Source organism: Bradyrhizobium ottawaense (assembly GCF_900099825.1).
In the GTDB taxonomy this organism is placed as follows: Bacteria; Pseudomonadota; Alphaproteobacteria; order Rhizobiales; family Xanthobacteraceae; genus Bradyrhizobium; species Bradyrhizobium ottawaense_A.
The window spans coordinates 5,914,194-5,930,317 of the sequence record NZ_LT629693.1 but is presented as its reverse complement, the minus strand read 5'-3'; the positions used below and the strand labels follow the sequence as shown (position 1 = coordinate 5,930,317).

Genomic DNA, 16,124 nt, shown 5'->3' with positions numbered 1-16,124 from the left:
CGTCGGCCGCAAGTGGAACGAAACGAGTGGGCCTTCCTATGACATCGATGTCCTAGTTGGGTCAAAGGCGGTCCTGACGGCCTCCAAACGCGACTTCCGCGGTAGGGACGCGAGTTACCTCGCGCCCCCCGCACAGATCCGTACGGGCCCAATTCGGGCATACGGCTCCCACCTTGGGTGTCTGACGGCGAAGCGACTCTCTGGCCACGGATGAAGGATTCGCGGTTTCGGGAGCCAGTGGTCGGCCAACCGCTTGATCCGCTCCCAGGTCATCCCATCTTTTTGGCTCCGCCACTGCAGCGTTCGCCGCCAGAGATTGGTAACGTGGAATAGGAACGCGGACAGTGACGAACTGTTTGTCGGCACCGCGTGGTAGTTGAAGTAACCGGTGACGACCTGCTGCAACCATCTTCCCTGCTGGGGAATCGGCTGATGCATGCTCCGTCGCAGTTCCTGTTTGATGGCTTGCAACTTTGCCTGCATGCGATCGCGCCGGGACTTTCGTTTGATTTGGAATTTGCCCCGACGAGTTTTGCTGCAGATAAAGGTGAAGCCCAGGAAGGTGAAGGTCTCCGGTTTGCCGAGCCCGCGCCGCTTGCGGTTTTCCACCGCGAAGCGTCCAAACTCGATCAGCCGGGTCTTTTCCGAATGAAGCGACAGTGCAAACTCCTGTAACCGCTTACGCATCTCGTCGAGGAAGCGACGGGCGTCGGTCTCGTGCTCGAAGCCAACAATGAGGTCGTCGGCGTAGCGCACGATGATCATATTGCCCGCTGCCTCACGCCGTCGCCAGCGCTCGGCCCAGAGATCGAAAACGTAGTGTAAGTAGAGATTGGCCAGAAGCGGTGAGATCACCGATCCCTGCCCGGTCCCCTTGTCACTGACCGTCACGATTCCGTCTTCCAGGACGCCTGCCTTGAGCCATTTCTGGATCAGGCGGATGATACGTCGGTCGCCGACGCGATGTTCTACAAACCTGATGAGCCACTCCTGGCTCACCGTGTCGAAGAACGAGCGGATGTCAGCGTCCAGTATCCAGTTCACCTTTGTGCTGGTGATCCCGACCATGAGCGCATCCATCGCATCGTGCGTGCTGCGTTCGGGTCGGAACCCATACGAGAACCCGAGGAAATCCTCCTCGTAGATCGCGCTCAGCACCGCAGCCGTGGCCCTCTGGACGATCTTGTCCTCAAGGGCGGCGACCGCGATCGGGCGTTGCCGACCATCCGGTTTGGGTATGTAAACCCGCCGCGACGGTAGTGCCCGATACGCTCCCCGATGGACGCGAGCATGCAGGTCCTCAAGATTGCGCTCAAGGTGCTGCTCGTAATCCCGACATGTCAGCCCATCCACTCCAGCTGCAGCATTCCCCTTGAGTTCAGAGAATGCCTCTGCGAGATGGTCAATACTGACGTGATGGAAGAGCGCGGTGAACTTCTCCTTCTTCCTTTGCCTTGCGGCTTGCCGTATGCGCTCCAGCGCCTGTGACACGGTTCCCCGGTACTGTGCCCGGCCCGTGCTTTGCTGACGCACATTCCCCTCGGCCCCCGCCCTTGGCTCCACCAACTCCACAGCCGGTTGCCCGGCTTTGTTCGTTGGCTTCACAGCTACTATGGCGGGGTCAGACTTCTCATGATCGTACATCATCGGCTACGGCTCCTCGCCTTCCCGACGCGGGCCAGTGCAGCACGCATACTGGTGCTGGCCGACCATGAGATCTCCCGGTTCCCAAGCAAAGAGCGTGCGCACATGCCAGTGTCTAAGACCACGCCGGGCCGTCTGGGCGCTCGCGTTATCGCGCCCATCCGTGTTGCCTTCCGTCACCGGAACGACGTCGGCACCCAGAATGAGGGTACTTTCGCGGCTCAATGGCTGGCCTATGCGCTTCCCTGTCAACGCTTCGCCGAGGCCCTCGCGGGCATCTGCGCATGACTCGGGGTCGATGCGGTTCGCTACTCCTTCATCGTGATGGACTTCCACCATCTACTCCTTGCCGGTCTCCCGGCGCACTCCGAGTTACCCCCTATGAACGGACATCGCCAGACGCGCCTGGTTGGTCCGGTTGGTGCCATGTGTGGACGTATATGGACCCCGCCCGATTGCAACAGGTCGGCTGGATCAAGATCCTCGGTCACAACTGCTGACGTATATCCGGCTTCTTTATGCGGCTGGACAACGTCTTCGCCGCGAGCCCCGATGGATTTTCGCGCGCTTCCACCTCATCGGCCCCGAGACATTGGCCGAAGCCATGCCGGTCCACACACCAGGTTCGGGAAGCGACGGAATGACCGTTTCATCATCTCCTGCCATTTTGCTGCAATTGCCGGGCGAGACCTCCTTCTGTTATTCTTTCGTTTGCTGTTTCACCTCAAGCTGCTTTCACCGACGGTGCGTGCTCGTAGAATGTGCCGCCCGAGAGCATGGCCCACACGATCCTCGCATTCTTGTTGGCGAGCGCGACAGCCGCGACATTGGGATGCCGCCTTTGCCGCAACTTCCCAAGCCAGAGGCTTCGGGGATCCTGCTTGCCGGCTGCTTTGCCGAGCACAGCGCGAGCGCCATGGATCATCAATGTGCGCAGATAGCGATCGCCACGTTTGCTGATACCGAACAGGCGGGCTCGCCCCCCACTGGATCGTTGTTTCGGCACCAAGCCGAGCCAAGCCGCGAACTGACGGCCGTTCTTGAAGCAGGTTCTATCGCCCACGGCAGCAATCAAGGCGGTTGCCGTCACAGGGCCGATGCCTTCGATCTTTCCAAGCCGCTGGCACTGCTCGCTGGTCCGGAAGATTTCACGTATCCGCCGGTCATAGGTTGCAATGCGATCATCAATTTCGGCCATTTCCGCCTGCAACTCTTTCATGAGCGAGCGGACCATGCCGCTGAGGCCGTCATCGCCATTCCCGACGATTACCGCAAGGTTGCGTCGCAGCTGCGAGATGTCACGCGCAATGACAATCCCATGCTCGGAAAGGAGGCCACGAATCTGATTGACGAGTCTGACACGGTCGGCGACCAGACGCCGACGAATTCGATGAACTGCCTGAACCGCCAGTTGATCAGTCGACTTCGGCGGCACAAAACGCATTGATGGCCGGCCGACCGCTTCGCAGATAGCTTCCGCATCGTTCCGGTCGTTCTTGTTCGACTTGACATATGGTGTCACGAACTGAGGGCTGATCAGCCGAACCTCATGGCCGAGATCGGAAAGCACCCTTGCCCAGTAATGCGCTCCGTTCGAGGCCTCCATGCCAACCAGACATCGCGGCAGATTGGCGAAAAAATGGGCTACCGCATCGCGACGCAACGTCTTTCGCACCACGGCTTTTCCGAGACTGTCGACGCCATGAACCTCGAACACATACTTCGCAAGATCCAGACCTATTCGAACGATCTGCATGATATCCTCCTTCGTTGCAGTTGGCGTTCGAGATTTCACTCGCCTGGAGGGCGGGGTCCATACCATTGGCTCCGTGTTGGCAAGAGATTTTTCACGTTTTGCAGCATTGGTCGGTGCAGCCATGTGTTCGGCCTTTAGACGCGGTTCACATGACCGCTGGCCATAATGCCCTCCGCGGATCAGGTCCCGACCAACAACTCGCATTCAAGAATGCCTTGGCACATGTGGGTTGTCCTGATCGCCGGATCGACCGGCTCTGCATTACGTGCTGTTCGCCCTCCCAACCTTCACATCACGCCAGTTGCCCGGCGCGATCTCGTTCATCGCGCAAGCGCGACGGGTTCGTTGTATCGCTCGCCCCTGGCCATCATGACCCAGACCATCCGCGCGATCTTGTTGGCGAGCGCGATAGCCGCAACCTTGGTCGGCCGCCTGGCCAGCAAGGCCGTGAGCCAGGGCCGGTGTTTGGCGCCGTGGATCTTGGCGTAACGGATGACAGAAAGCGCGCCGGCCACAAACAGGCCGCGCAAATAGCGGTCACCTTGCTTGCTTATATTGCCGAGCCTGTTCTTGCCTCCACTGGAGTGCTGTTTCGGTACCATACCTATCCAGGCCGAGAAGTTGCGCCCTGATCGGAAGGACTTTGGATCAGCAACGGCAGCGACCAAAGCAGTGGCCAGCACTGGACCGACGCCGGGGGCTTCTTCGAGCCGCATGCTCATTTCGTTGGACCGATGCCATGCCCTGATCAACCGGTCGAACTCCAGGATCTGCTCCTTCATCCTGCGCAGTTGAGCCCCGAGTGCCGCAAGACACGCACGAGCGATCTCCGGAACCCTTCTGTCGTTCGGATCGGCGACGACAGTGAGCAGTTCTACGACACCTTGACGCCCGACCGGCGCAACTATCCCGTACTCGGCAAGATGAGCCCGGATCGCATTGATTACGGAGGTCTGCTGACGGATGAACAGATGACGCGTGCGGTGCAATACCAAGCCGCTTTGCTGCTCGGGAGTCTTGGTCGGCACGAACCGCATGTTGGCCCTGGTGACTGCCTCACAAATAGCCTCTGCGTCAGTCGCGTCATTCTTCTGCCGCTTGACGTAGGGTTTCACGTAGGCCGGCGGCATTAGCCGGACGGTGTGACCAAGTGCCTGGAGTTCGCGTGACCAATGGTGCGCCGAGCCGCAGGCTTCAATACCGACCAGACACGGCGACAGCTTCCGGAAGAACGTCAAGACATAGCGACGCTTCAATTGCTGGCGAACAATTACTTGGCCGCCAGCGTCAACGCCGTGAACCTGGAAAACCGACTTGGCGATGTCTAAACCGATTGTCGTAACCGTCTGCATGGCTCGCTCCTCTGAATCGTGGGAGCCTTAACAGCCCCCACATCCGTGGCACTCTCGTGCCGGTGGAGGAGCCGTCCACAGCATCAACAACGGAAGCGCCATTTCCGTTTGGCTGTCGCATTCCGAACGGCTTGTCGCGTGCGAACCCGTTCCGCACCTGGAGCGAACCAGTTCCCCACCAGTGGAGAATGCTGTTGAAGAGCGGATGGCCGCGCCGCTGAGGTTGGATACCTACATGCGTATAGTTTTAAAGCTATTCAATCAGCAAAGCCATCTGAGCCGTTAAAGCGACCACAGTAAAACTGGCTCACGTTGGCCATCCACGCGCGGCTAATGTGCCGTTCACCAAGAGAGCTGGCACCTTGATCGCATTTTTCAGGCTGCCAGGTGGTATTCCGCTCTTGAAACCAGGGCCGCTGCTCCGACGTTACCCTTGGAAAAACGTGGTATTCCTGCAAAGCAGGAAGCGCTTTTGATCTCCGACTGGCAGCAGCAATGTCCTCGTCCGATGGTACAAATGAAACCAGTGACGCAGCCCGCCGACGGCGGAAAAGGAGCAATTCCTTACTGCTGGTCTTGGCCGTTGGATTTCTTGTTTTTGGCGCCGCCGCGGGCGCACTGTATTATGCGTTGCGGCCGGTAACTCTCCGGATTGCCGTCGGACCGCCGGGAAGCGACGATCACAAAGTGATTCAGGCGATGGCCGAGGCCTTCGCCAGCGAAAGCAGGACCGTCAGGCTGTCTCTGATCACGTCCGACGGAGCGGTCGAAGCCCTCGCCCTGCTTGGTGCTGGCAAGGCCGACCTTGCAGTCGGTCGTGGCGATCTGGAGATGCCGGCCGACGCGCAGACCGTCGCCATCGTGCGCAAGAACTTCCTTGTGCTGTGGTCGCCTTCCGGACTTGCGGGCAAGAATTCCAAAAGAAAGCCCGCGCCGAAAATCAAGGAGATCGCCGATCTCGCAGGGCACACCGTCGGCGTGATCGGCCGGACGCCGGCGAACGCCGCGTTGCTGCGGGTCATCCTGAGCGCCTCCGGCGTGGAGGCGGACAAGGTCGCGGTTACGCAATTTGGAACGGACCAAATCGAGGAGCTGGCGCGCGACCCGACCCTCGATGCATTCATGGCGGTCGGTCCACTCGACAGCAAAATCACCTCCGACGCCATCGCCGCGACGGCTCGGGCGCGAGGCGAGCCGAAGTTTCTCGCGATTGAGGCATCGGAAGCCATCGCCCTGAAGCACCCGCGTTATGAATCCGAGGAAATTCCACCCAGCGTCTTCAATGCGAATCCGGCCTGGCCGGATGACAAGGTCGAGACGGTCAGCGTCAGCCACCTGATCGTGGCGCGGAAGGCTTTGTCTGAAACGACGGTGGCGGCATTTTTCCGGCAACTATTCGCCCTCCGTCAGGCGATTGCCAGGCAAGCGCCTAGCGCTGCGCACATCACCAAGCCGGACACCGAGAAAGACGCCGAGCTGCCGGTACATCGGGGAGCGGCGGCCGTCATCGACGGCACCGAACGCACCTTTCTCGACAGGTACGGCGATTACTTCTGGTTTGCGCTCCTGCTTCTCTCCGGGATCGGTTCGGCCGGCGCCTGGTTGCGCCACTATTTGAATCGGGACGAAAGGGAGGAAAACACCAGCCATCGCAACAGAATCCTGGCCATAGTTTCCAGGGTGCGCACCGCGGAATCCAACCAGGAACTGCTGGCGATGCAGCGCGAGGTCGACGCCATCATCGGTGAAGCGCTCGAATGCTACGATGACGGCGCCATCGAGGAAGAGGAACTGGCGGCCTTTGGCCTGGTGCTCGAACTGTTCAATCACGCCATCGTCGAGAGGCGCGCGGCATTGCAAGCGGGCACCCTCGAACCGACTCGCGGCGCGGCGGTAGGCCACAGCCTCACGTCTCGACGATGACGCAGCCATGTGAAACGTGTCACTGCGATTGGCGCCGGCCCGGGCGGAGTCAACCTAGCAATTTTAAGGCAATGTTGGTTCGTCGTTAAAAAGGGAACGGACGGAATCGAGTCGCGGACGTTTGAATATCCGCGTTGCGATTACCGGGTTTTACTGCGATCGCCCGGCCGGTTTGCCGGGCTTTTCGTTGCCGGGAGCAAAAGCGAAAGCCCCGCCAAAGCGGGGCCTTCTGTCGATGGGCTTGTGAGGTTATGGGGGGACCTCAAACATGCGTCGTGCGGGGCTCCAAAAAGGTTCGGCTCAAAGAGCGGCGGGACATCGGCGCCGCTGTGACCATTGCCCAGAGGCCGACTTTCGGTCAAAAGCGCCGTTTTGACCATGCGTCGGCTGCTTCCGGTCTTGCCCGGCACCCAACAACCGGACATTATCCGACCGACTCGGTTGGTCCGTATCGTGTAGAGTCGAGGTGTGACGCGGTAGCTTTAGGTTCGAACATATCTGTTTCCGCCCTTTTCGTTTGGCGGTGCCTCACTGGTTCCACCATGGCCCCGTTTTCACACCCCGCTCATCGAACTGGACAGGCAGATTTCCCGCATCCAGCTCTCGGACAAAACTTCACGCCTTCACCCACGGCACGTCGTGCCCAAGCCTGGTCAGGCGTACGAGCCCAAAGTGCCCGTAAAGATGCGGGAGTGGATAGGTCCCGCCCTTGCGACGCCTGGTTTTGTGCTTGAACTGCAACCACCGGCGCAACCGCATCGCTGCGTAGCTGTCGAGTGCCCGATACGCCTTGCTGACGGTGCCTACTTGGAAGTAGTTCGCCCATCCGCGCAGCGTGCGGTTCACCTTGCCCACCAGCTTTGTGGTTTCTTGCCATGTCCCCGTTCGGTCCGTCAGTGCGTGGATTTTCTCAACCATGCGCTTGATGCTCTTCTTCGATGGCCGGTAACCCAGGCGCGCCTGGCAGGTTCTCTCTGAGAACATCCGTCCGAACGTGTAACCCAGGAAGTCGAACTCCCCTTCCGGGACCCTGCAGATTCGTGTCTTCTCCTCGTTGACCGTGAGCTTCAGCTTGCTCATGATCTTGCGCAATTGCTGCAGTGCCTGGTCGGCATTGCCCTTCTTGCACAGGATCACAAGATCATCGGCGTAGGTTACGATACGACTGCCGAGGCGTTGCTCCAGTCCGAGCTTCCTCCATCCCAGTACGAACCGGCGCATGTATATATTCGCCAGCAACGGTGAGATGGGTGAGCCTTGCGGAATGCCGCGCCGGTTGTCCCGGGCTTCGGTCGTGCGTGTCTTCCTTCCTCGATCATCGGTTTCTTCCACGGGGCATTCCAGCCACATCTTGATCAGATGCAGCACGCGCCGATCAACAATCCGGCGCGCTACCGACTTTAGAAGTTCGGTATGCGGAAAATCCCGCACGGTCGAGATGCCCAGCGGCCTGAGCTTGCCGTTGGCCTTCGGGATGAACACTCTTCTGATAGGATCCGGTTGGTAGCGCTCCTCCCGGAGCGCAAGCGCCAGTTCGCCAAGCCATCGCCCTACGCCATACGTCTCAATGTCCGTGAAGTCCTGACCGTCGACCCCCGGTGCGCCCTTGTTGGAACGGCACTGGGCAAACGCATGGGCCAGAATGTCCTCACGGCTGATCTTGTCGTACAGCGCGTAGAAGCGATAGCCGGCTTCTGCCTTCGCTTTCGCGTGCAACGCCTTCTGCAGTTTCTGAACAGTTTTCGGAGTTGATAGGTTGCCCAATCTCCAAATCCCTCACCACTTGTTGCGTCTGTCTTGAACTGAGGTCCCTTCCCTCCACCGGAGTTACCCGGTCTCAGCGGTAATACGAACCTCTCCGCCACCCCATGGCGACCGACCTGTCCCTCGCGGGCGTTCGGTTGGTTATCGCTGACCTCGCCTTGGGGCTTCCCGTGTTGCGTACGCTTTCCTTGTGTACATGCCGCCGCCAATACCCCGGTGTAGCAACTGGCCGTACTCTTCGCTCAACTCGTCCAGCTGTTTCAGCCTTCCCCGATATGGCAGTCGGATCGGCCTACACATCTTCCTTTTCGAGGCTTGCTCGACGTATCGCGGTAGGGACGGCCATTGCTGGCCGCCCCCCGCACAGATCCGGACTCGCCCGACTAAGGCATCCGGCTCCTACCTTGGGTGTCTGACGTCAAAGCGGTCGTCAGGCCAGGGATGAAGGATACGCGGCGGGGGGAGCCAGTGAGCGACCAACTTCGTCATGCGTTCCCATGTGAACCCATCTTTCTGACAGCGCCGCCGAAGCGTTCGTCGCCAGAGATCGGTCACATAATGCCGGAACGCCGAGAGCGCCCGACTGTTTGTCGGAACCGCGTAGTAGGCGAAGTGGCCAGCTACGACCTGCCTCAGCCATTTCCCTTGCTCTGGAATTGGCTGATGCATCCTGCGCAGTAGCTCCGCCTTGATGTCCCCAAGCTTCCGCCGCATGCGGTCGCGTCGGGTCTTCCGTTGAAGCTGGAAGTTGCCGCGGCGAGATCGACCACAAATGAAGGTGAAGCCCAGGAACGCGAAGGTTTCCGGTTTTCCAAGCCCGCGCAGCTTGCGATCGTTCGCAGCAAAGCGGCCGAACTCAATCAAGCGTGTCTTGTCCGGATGAAGCGACAGTGCAAATTCCCCGAGCCTGTCATGCATCGCATCAAGGAAGCGACGGGCGTCGCCCTCATGCTCGAAGCCGACAACCAGATCGTCGGCATATCGCACGACGATCATATCGCCCAGGGCCTCCTGCCGTCTCCAGCGCTCAACCCAGAGGTCGAAGCAGTAATGCAGGTAGATATTGGCTAGGATCGGCGAGACCACCGAGCCTTGGCCAGTTCCCCGGTCATCAACTGTTACGACCCCATCTTCGAGTATACCCGCTCTCAGCCATTTCTGGATCAGGCGGATGATGCGCTTGTCACCGATCCGATGTTCAACGAAGCGAACTAGCCAATCTTGGCTAACAGCCCCAAAGAAGTTCCGGATGTCGGCGTCAAGTATCCAGTTCACCTTTCTTGTTTTGATCGCGGTCGAAAGTGCGTCCAACGCATCATGCGGTCCTCGTCCGGGTCGGAACCCATAAGAGAAGCCGACGAAGTCGCCTTCGTAGATAGCATTGAGCACCATGACGGTCGCGCCCTGGACGATCTTATCCTCAAGCGCGGCGATCGCTAACGGCCGTTGTTTTCCATCCGCCTTGTCTATGTAGGCCCGGCGGGATGGTTGCGGCCGATAGGCTCCTCGGTGGACCCGTCCATGCAGATCCTCGATCCTGAGTTCGAGGTCCGCCTCGTAGTCCTGCCACGTCATACCATCCACACCGGGGGCGGCTTTGCGCTTAAGCGCGTAGAACGCCGTCCGGAGCGTATCGACACTGATATGGTGGAGGAGCGCGGTGAACTTCTCCTTCTTCCTCTGCCTTGCGGCTTGCCGTACACGGCCCAGCGCCTGGGTCACGCGAGCCCGGCTCTGCGCCCGGTGCGTGCTTTGCTGATCCGCGTTCCCCTTGGTCCCCGGCCTTGGCTCCACCGGCTCCGCCACCGGTCGCCCGGCTTTGTTCGTCGGCTTCGTCACTACTATGCCGGAGTCAGACTTCTCTGAATCGTGCATCAACGGCTACGGCTCCTCACCTTCCCGCTACGGACCATCCGACCCCAACAGGGCCTACGGCCGATCCAGAGATCTCCCGGTTCCCGCAACAAGGAGCGTCCGTACATGCCAGGGTCTCAGACCACGCCGGATCCGACAGGCGCTCGCAATAACGCGCCTGCCGGTTTTGCCTTCCGTCAAGTGAACAACGTCGGCAACCGGGTTGATAACGGTTTCGCGGCTCAATGGCTGGCCTATACGCTCCCCTACCGACGCTTCGCCGACGTCCTCGCGGACGCCTGCGCACGGATCGGGGGCGACGTGGGTTGCTACTCCTTCATCGCAGTGGACTTTCACCACATACTCCTTGCCAGTCTCCCGGCGCACTCACTCGCGTTGCGGCCTGCACACTCGCGCTGTCACCAATTCGTGACACGCTAATCGAAGGCTTCAGCCACTTCGTTACCTCCATGCCTGCTCCGATTGCTTCCGGCTGGAGCGGTTGCCGGGTGGGGCTTGCACCCACTGGAAAGCGCCCGCCTTGTCACGGCGCACGCCAATTTCGGAAGTCGTCGAAATCATTAGATCACTTCGTGGGCACCAAAAAGACTTTTTCAACACTATCTGCCAATACCGGACATTTGCTTGAGCAGCTTCTCCGCTTCTTCGATTTCGGGGAGATCTTGCCCCGTATCGAAATCGACGAGGGCTGGCGCGAGCACCTCGGATACAGCCGCCGCTCGGCCATCTGTGATGTAAAGGCGCGCAAGTCCAAGTGCGCCGCGCAGCTCGAAAGTCTTCGTCTGTTGGCTTCGAGCGATTTCCAAGGCTCTATTGAAGGCAGCTTCGGCGGCGGAAACGTTCGGCTGGTCACTACGCAACAAAAGCTCACCACGAACACGATGCAGTTCGGCATCCAGCCAATGCTGGCCGGTTTGTTCCGCCCAGCCGATCAAGTCTCTTAAAATTTGCAGCCCAGCCTCGAGTTGCCCTGCCTCTGTGTTCGCCACGGCAACCTGCATCCCCCAAAATGGTTCACAAAGGTAGCAGTCATTTTCGTGAAGTAATGTCCAGCCTCGGCGCATTTCCGCGAGTCCACCCATTCGGTCGCCGGCACGCCACTTTGCCAAGCCGCTTAGGTGCGTGCCAGCGGCCACATACAGCGGCATCGCGTGCTCGCGGGCGAGGGAAAGGATCGTCTCTGTTTGTTGCAACATGCGAGGATGCACCCCGCATAGTCCGTCGAAAACGGCCTTATGAACGAGCGCATTGGCTTGAGCAAGCGCGCGCTTTTCTCCCGGAGCACTCACCGCTTCCTCGGCGAGCCGGCGCGATCGATCAATCTTCCCGAGCGGCCAAAGCACCAGAGCAAGAAACCGGATGATAACGGACGGCAGGTCCAGCGTCGACGCCTTGAAGGTCGCGGGATTCGGCTCGGCACCATAGATCGCGAGTGCTTGCTCAAGATGCACTCTCGCGTTCAAGTAATCGCCCCCGAACCAGCAGGTCACCCCGCTTGTCCAGTGTGCGACGACTGCGGCCACCGGCGATTCCGGTCGCCGGTTGGCGGCGCTCATTATTGCCTCCGCCAACTCCCGCATCGGTGCGATCTCGCCGTGATTCAAACTGGCATTGAATAGGCCCGAATTGATCGGCGCCAGTTCAACCGGATCATTGATGTCAGCTGCGAACTGTCGGGCGCGCGTCCATGCGGCCACCGTTTCGGGGGCGCTGTACCCAAGGCTGCCCCGCAGCGCGCGGCCATATGCGATTTGAAGATGGAGCCGGTTCATGGGCCCGCCCGGCTCATCAGGCAACTCATCGGCGATGGCAACCGCCTTAGCGAGATGTGCGATTGCCTCAGAATATGCCGAGCGCTTCAACGCCTGCTGGCCCGCCTTGCGCCACCACTCGAAGGCTACCTCGCTCAGCCCCGCTTCGGTGAAGTGGTATGCCACGACTTCCGGCTCGGTCTCGGCGATGACTGGAAACCGATCGCGCAGGACATCGCCAATGTGTTTATGAAGCAGGTGCCGGCGGCTCTTGAGCAGGCTCTCGTAAGCCGCTTCCTGAACCAACGCATGCTTGAAGCTATAGCTCGCTTCCGGCGGCGTTCCGCGGCGCAATAGCAGTTCGGCCTCTTCGAGCTGCCCCAGTGCGGCGCTCAGCGCCAGATCATCGCGCCCCGCCACACATCGCAGCAGTGTGTATGAGAAGTCGCGGCCAATGGCAGCGCCTATCTGTGCCACCTCCTTGACCGGCGCCAACCGGTCGAGCCGCGCCATAAGCGAGTCCTGCAGCGTCGCGGGAATGGCGAGCGGTGGTAGCGGACTATCGAGGCGATAGCGTCCGGTATCTTCCACGAGCAGTCCGGACTCCAGCACCATCTTGGTCAACTCCTCGACGAACAGTGGGATACCATCTGTCCTGTCGATGATCTGCGTCATCATTTCGCCTGGCAGCTGCCGACCGACGGTCACCTGCTCGACCAGAGCGCGCGTGTCCTGCCGGTCGAGCCGATCGAGCCGCAGCAGGCTGACGTTGGCAAGGCCGGTCCAAGGCGGCTCGAACTCGGGCCGGAATGTCATGAGCACGAGGATCGGCAGTCCCCTGATCCGATCGACCGAGAGGTCGAACAGCTCGAGCGTCGTAGCATCAGCCCAATGCATATCCTCGCAGACAATCAGCAGCGGTTGCTGCCGTGCCAAGCCCTCAAGCTGGTCGAGAAGGGTGGCGAATGTCTGTCGCCGCTGCTGCGCTGGACTCAAGCCGAGCGGCGGATAGCGCTCGCCGGTTGTAATCGAAAGAAGCGCGGCAATGAGCGGCGTCGCTGTAGCCACCTGCTGCGTACCAAGCGCCAGCGTTGCTTCAACTTTGTCGAGCTTTTGCCCGGGCGTGTCCTGTGACCTAATGCCGGCAGCGCGCTCGAACTGAGCGATGAAGGGATGAAGCGCACTGTTCGTGTGGTAGGGCGAGCACTGATAGCGCACCCGGCGGTGCGACCCCAACGCGAGGCTCTCGGAGAGCGTTGCCACGATGCGCGATTTGCCGATCCCTGCCTCGCCAGAAATCAACACCACTTGGCCTTGGCCCTGCCACGCCAGCCGCTGGCGCGAGAGCGCGAACGCGATCTCTGCCTTGCGGCCGACAAAGCCCATCGAGCGCGCGGTGCGCACCGCCTCGAAGCGGCTCTCCGATGCGGCTGCACCTTCGACCGCCCAGACCGCGATGGGTTGGGAGATGCCCTTGACCTCGCGGCGGCCGAGGTTGTGAAAAGTGAATAAATCGCCAAGCAGCTGGCGCGTCGAATCAGCAACGACAACCGCCCCCGGCTCCGCCAAGCTCTGGAGCCGGGCAGCGACGTTCGGTGTATCGCCGACCATTGCCTGCTCCTCTGACGCGCCTCCGCTGATGAGGTCGCCTACCACCACAAGCCCGGTCGCAATGGCGATCCGCACCTCAACCCGTTCTTCCGCGCGCGTTTCGAGCGGACCTATCGCGGCGATGATGTCGAGCCCCGCTCGCACTGCGCGCTCCGCGTCATCCTCGTGTGCGCGGGGATAGCCGAAATAGGCGAGTATTCCGTCGCCCGCAAACCTGGCGATAATGCCGTCATAAGTGGCAATGACCCTCGCGCAAGCGGCCCGATAGGCACGGATCACCTCCCACATGTCCTCGGGATCGAGGCGCGCCGAGAGTGCAGTCGAGCCTACCAGATCGCAGAACATTACGGTGAGGTGGCGTCGCTCGGCATCGTGCCGACGCGCCGGCTCGGCGACCAATTCGGCTTGATTGAGTTCGGCGATCACGCGCAGCATTTTACGACGATGGCCGAGCAGGACCCCGAGCCTATCGAAGTCCTGGTCCGTTAGTTCGGGAAGGACACTCAGATCAATCCCGTTCTGGGCAAAACGCAGCGCGTATTGCCCAAGCCCAAGCTTCTCGAGCCAGTCCGCAATCTGCTGCATTGGCTCCACCGACTGTCTGGTTAGCGGCTAGCCGAATTTTGGACCACAGCAATAGAAACGTTGTCGCAATATTACGTCTTGTTTGCGGCAATTCGGCTGCGGCTGGCCCCTCGATTTTTGCCAAGGTGGTGATCAGTACCCGTACCAAGCAGGGCATGGCATGAAGAGAACGGTGGGATTGCTGTACGCGCCCGATTTCGGCAGCAATGCTGGAACCCGCTCGCAGCGTTACGCAACCAGGCTGATGTGGTCGACGCCGGCGACTGATTAAGCGGGTCCATGAGCCGGCGACAAAAGACTCGCGGAGGTCTGCCTTGGGTCATTCTCGACCAAATTGGGCCATCAGGGAAACGTCCGCTTTCCTCTCGGTAGCGACCGAACTGCGGACATCCCGGTTCGGCAGCTTCGTGCGGATACTGTTGAAAAAGTCTTTTGGGGGCGGCGGACGAAATTTTCTAGAGCCGCTGATGCGCTTCGTGCGCGACGATGTGAGGGGCCTCGTCGCATCTCTGAAAAACGACCGCGGCCTTTCGTATCGGCGCTACGGCGCATCTTAACGATAGAGTTGTCCAAAAATCAGCATTTGCGAGATTTTTGGGGTCGTTCGATTTTCGACTTTTTCAACAGTATCTGCCAGGAACGGACTTGCACGTAACAGCCCTTGCCAGACTGATTGGTGATTCACGCCATACTGGTCAGAGAAGCTTCACGGCTTCTGAAGTTTCGTCTTTGTCTTGATCCGACCCGGTTCCGTCGCAGCGCCGAAGGACAACTACTACTGGTCGTCCGGCTGCAACTGCGTTGGGGCCTGCGGCCGCGCCCTGGCTTGCGGCGACTGTTGCGTCAGCACAGGCTTACGCGTCGGGGTGGCAATCGGCCGCAGTGGAGGCGCCGATGTGGGCCGTAGATTCTGCTCGGAAGCCTTGGCAACGACGCGGGCCATTTTTTCCTGGATGGCCTTGAGCTGCTCGGCGGCGTTCGCATTTTCGCGGGCCATCTGTTCCTGGCCGGCCTTGAGCTGCTCGATTCCTTGCCCCACGGTTGCGAGATCGCGCGTCATCGACTGAAGCAGCTGCGTCAACTCGGGCGACAGGCCGGCGGTGGTCGGCGCCGCGCCTTCCGGTGCGCTCTGAGCCAGAGCCGCTGGCTGTGGAGATGCTGTGTCCACGGCCGCCGCCTGAACGGTAGCTAGGCCTGGCTGCGCGGGCAGCGCCCGGCTTTCGAGCGCCAGCGATGAACTCGGGACGTATTGCGGCACCCACCTCGCGATAATCGGCCTAGCTGTATCGCCATAGGAAGATTGCGAAACCATGGCAGCGATACCGATGAAGGCTGCCAACAGCAAGCCAGTGAAGCCGCGTACCGCCCGCCCACGGCGATTCATGCGGGCCAGCCGATGTCGAGGCGCGGCATCGTGTTCTAGTTTGGAAAGCTGTTCCTCCGCGCGCACGAGCTGTTCATCCGCACGCGTGATCTGTTCATAAGCCCGCGCGAGCTCTTGATCCGCGTCAGCGACCAGGCCATGGCGCATATCGGTTTGCTTCGGGTTCAGCGTGGTATCCATTCGGTACCCAGTTCAATGTCACCGCCATGAGGTGGCCGGCGGATTTACGCTAGGTCGGACGACGTTCTGTTACACTCCATGCCGGTTTGACCAAAGCAAGGCTGCTCGATGGAAAGTATGAGGTCCCTTACGGTGACGAGCCTTCGGGAACTTGGGAACTTGGTTTAGAGAGAGCACCAACAGCGTGGTAGCGGAGCAGGACGGATTTCCTTGTCCGCGCCGATGTCGGCTTGGGGTCAAAAGACTCTGATGTCCCTCGTCAAGCGCCGAACGCGCGATTGATCGCCCTCTTACTGCCA

The 16,124-nt window shown here is 60.3% G+C and carries 8 protein-coding genes; 1 reads left to right on the top strand and 7 read right to left on the bottom strand.

Translation table 11 applies throughout. The features are described 5' to 3' along the window. Positions 1-114 precede the first annotated feature (114 nt). The 3 genes from ltrA (BLR13_RS27760) to BLR13_RS27745 form a co-directional block, all read right to left on the bottom strand. Complete coding sequence (gene ltrA, locus BLR13_RS27760) at positions 115-1,647, bottom strand: group II intron reverse transcriptase/maturase (protein WP_171944931.1); 1,533 nt, start codon at positions 1,645-1,647, stop codon at positions 115-117. Between the two features lie 721 nt (positions 1,648-2,368). Then, the gene (locus BLR13_RS27750; RefSeq protein WP_074816356.1) at positions 2,369-3,400 is read right to left on the bottom strand and encodes an IS110 family transposase; all 1,032 of its coding nucleotides are present in this window, start codon (positions 3,398-3,400) and stop codon (positions 2,369-2,371) included. 320 nt (positions 3,401-3,720) lie between these two features. After that, a complete protein-coding gene (locus tag BLR13_RS27745; RefSeq protein WP_074817367.1) occupies positions 3,721-4,752 on the bottom strand; it encodes an IS110 family transposase in 1,032 nt (343 codons plus the stop codon). Positions 4,753-5,247: 495 nt separating this feature from the next. Between BLR13_RS27745 and BLR13_RS27740 the strand changes: the two genes are divergently transcribed. Further along, positions 5,248-6,675, top strand: coding sequence for a TAXI family TRAP transporter solute-binding subunit (locus BLR13_RS27740; RefSeq protein ID WP_079585751.1), 1,428 nt, complete (start codon positions 5,248-5,250; stop codon positions 6,673-6,675). A 615-nt stretch (positions 6,676-7,290) separates the two neighbouring features. Here BLR13_RS27740 and BLR13_RS27735 read toward each other — a convergent pair. From BLR13_RS27735 to BLR13_RS27715, 4 genes are all read right to left on the bottom strand, one after another. Further along, positions 7,291-8,439, bottom strand: coding sequence for a reverse transcriptase domain-containing protein (locus tag BLR13_RS27735; protein WP_143039652.1), 1,149 nt, complete (start codon positions 8,437-8,439; stop codon positions 7,291-7,293). Positions 8,440-8,838: 399 nt separating this feature from the next. Continuing rightward, positions 8,839-10,161 (bottom strand): group II intron reverse transcriptase/maturase, encoded by a 1,323-nt coding sequence (gene ltrA, locus BLR13_RS27730; protein ID WP_433994233.1) that lies wholly within the window; start codon positions 10,159-10,161, stop codon positions 8,839-8,841. A gap of 752 nt (positions 10,162-10,913) precedes the next feature. After that, positions 10,914-14,261, bottom strand: coding sequence for an adenylate/guanylate cyclase domain-containing protein (locus BLR13_RS27720; RefSeq protein WP_074817375.1), 3,348 nt, complete (start codon positions 14,259-14,261; stop codon positions 10,914-10,916). Positions 14,262-15,036: 775 nt separating this feature from the next. Next, positions 15,037-15,825: a hypothetical protein gene (locus tag BLR13_RS27715; protein WP_074817377.1), complete on the bottom strand. Its 789-nt coding sequence runs from the start codon at positions 15,823-15,825 to the stop codon at positions 15,037-15,039. Positions 15,826-16,124 lie beyond the last annotated feature (299 nt).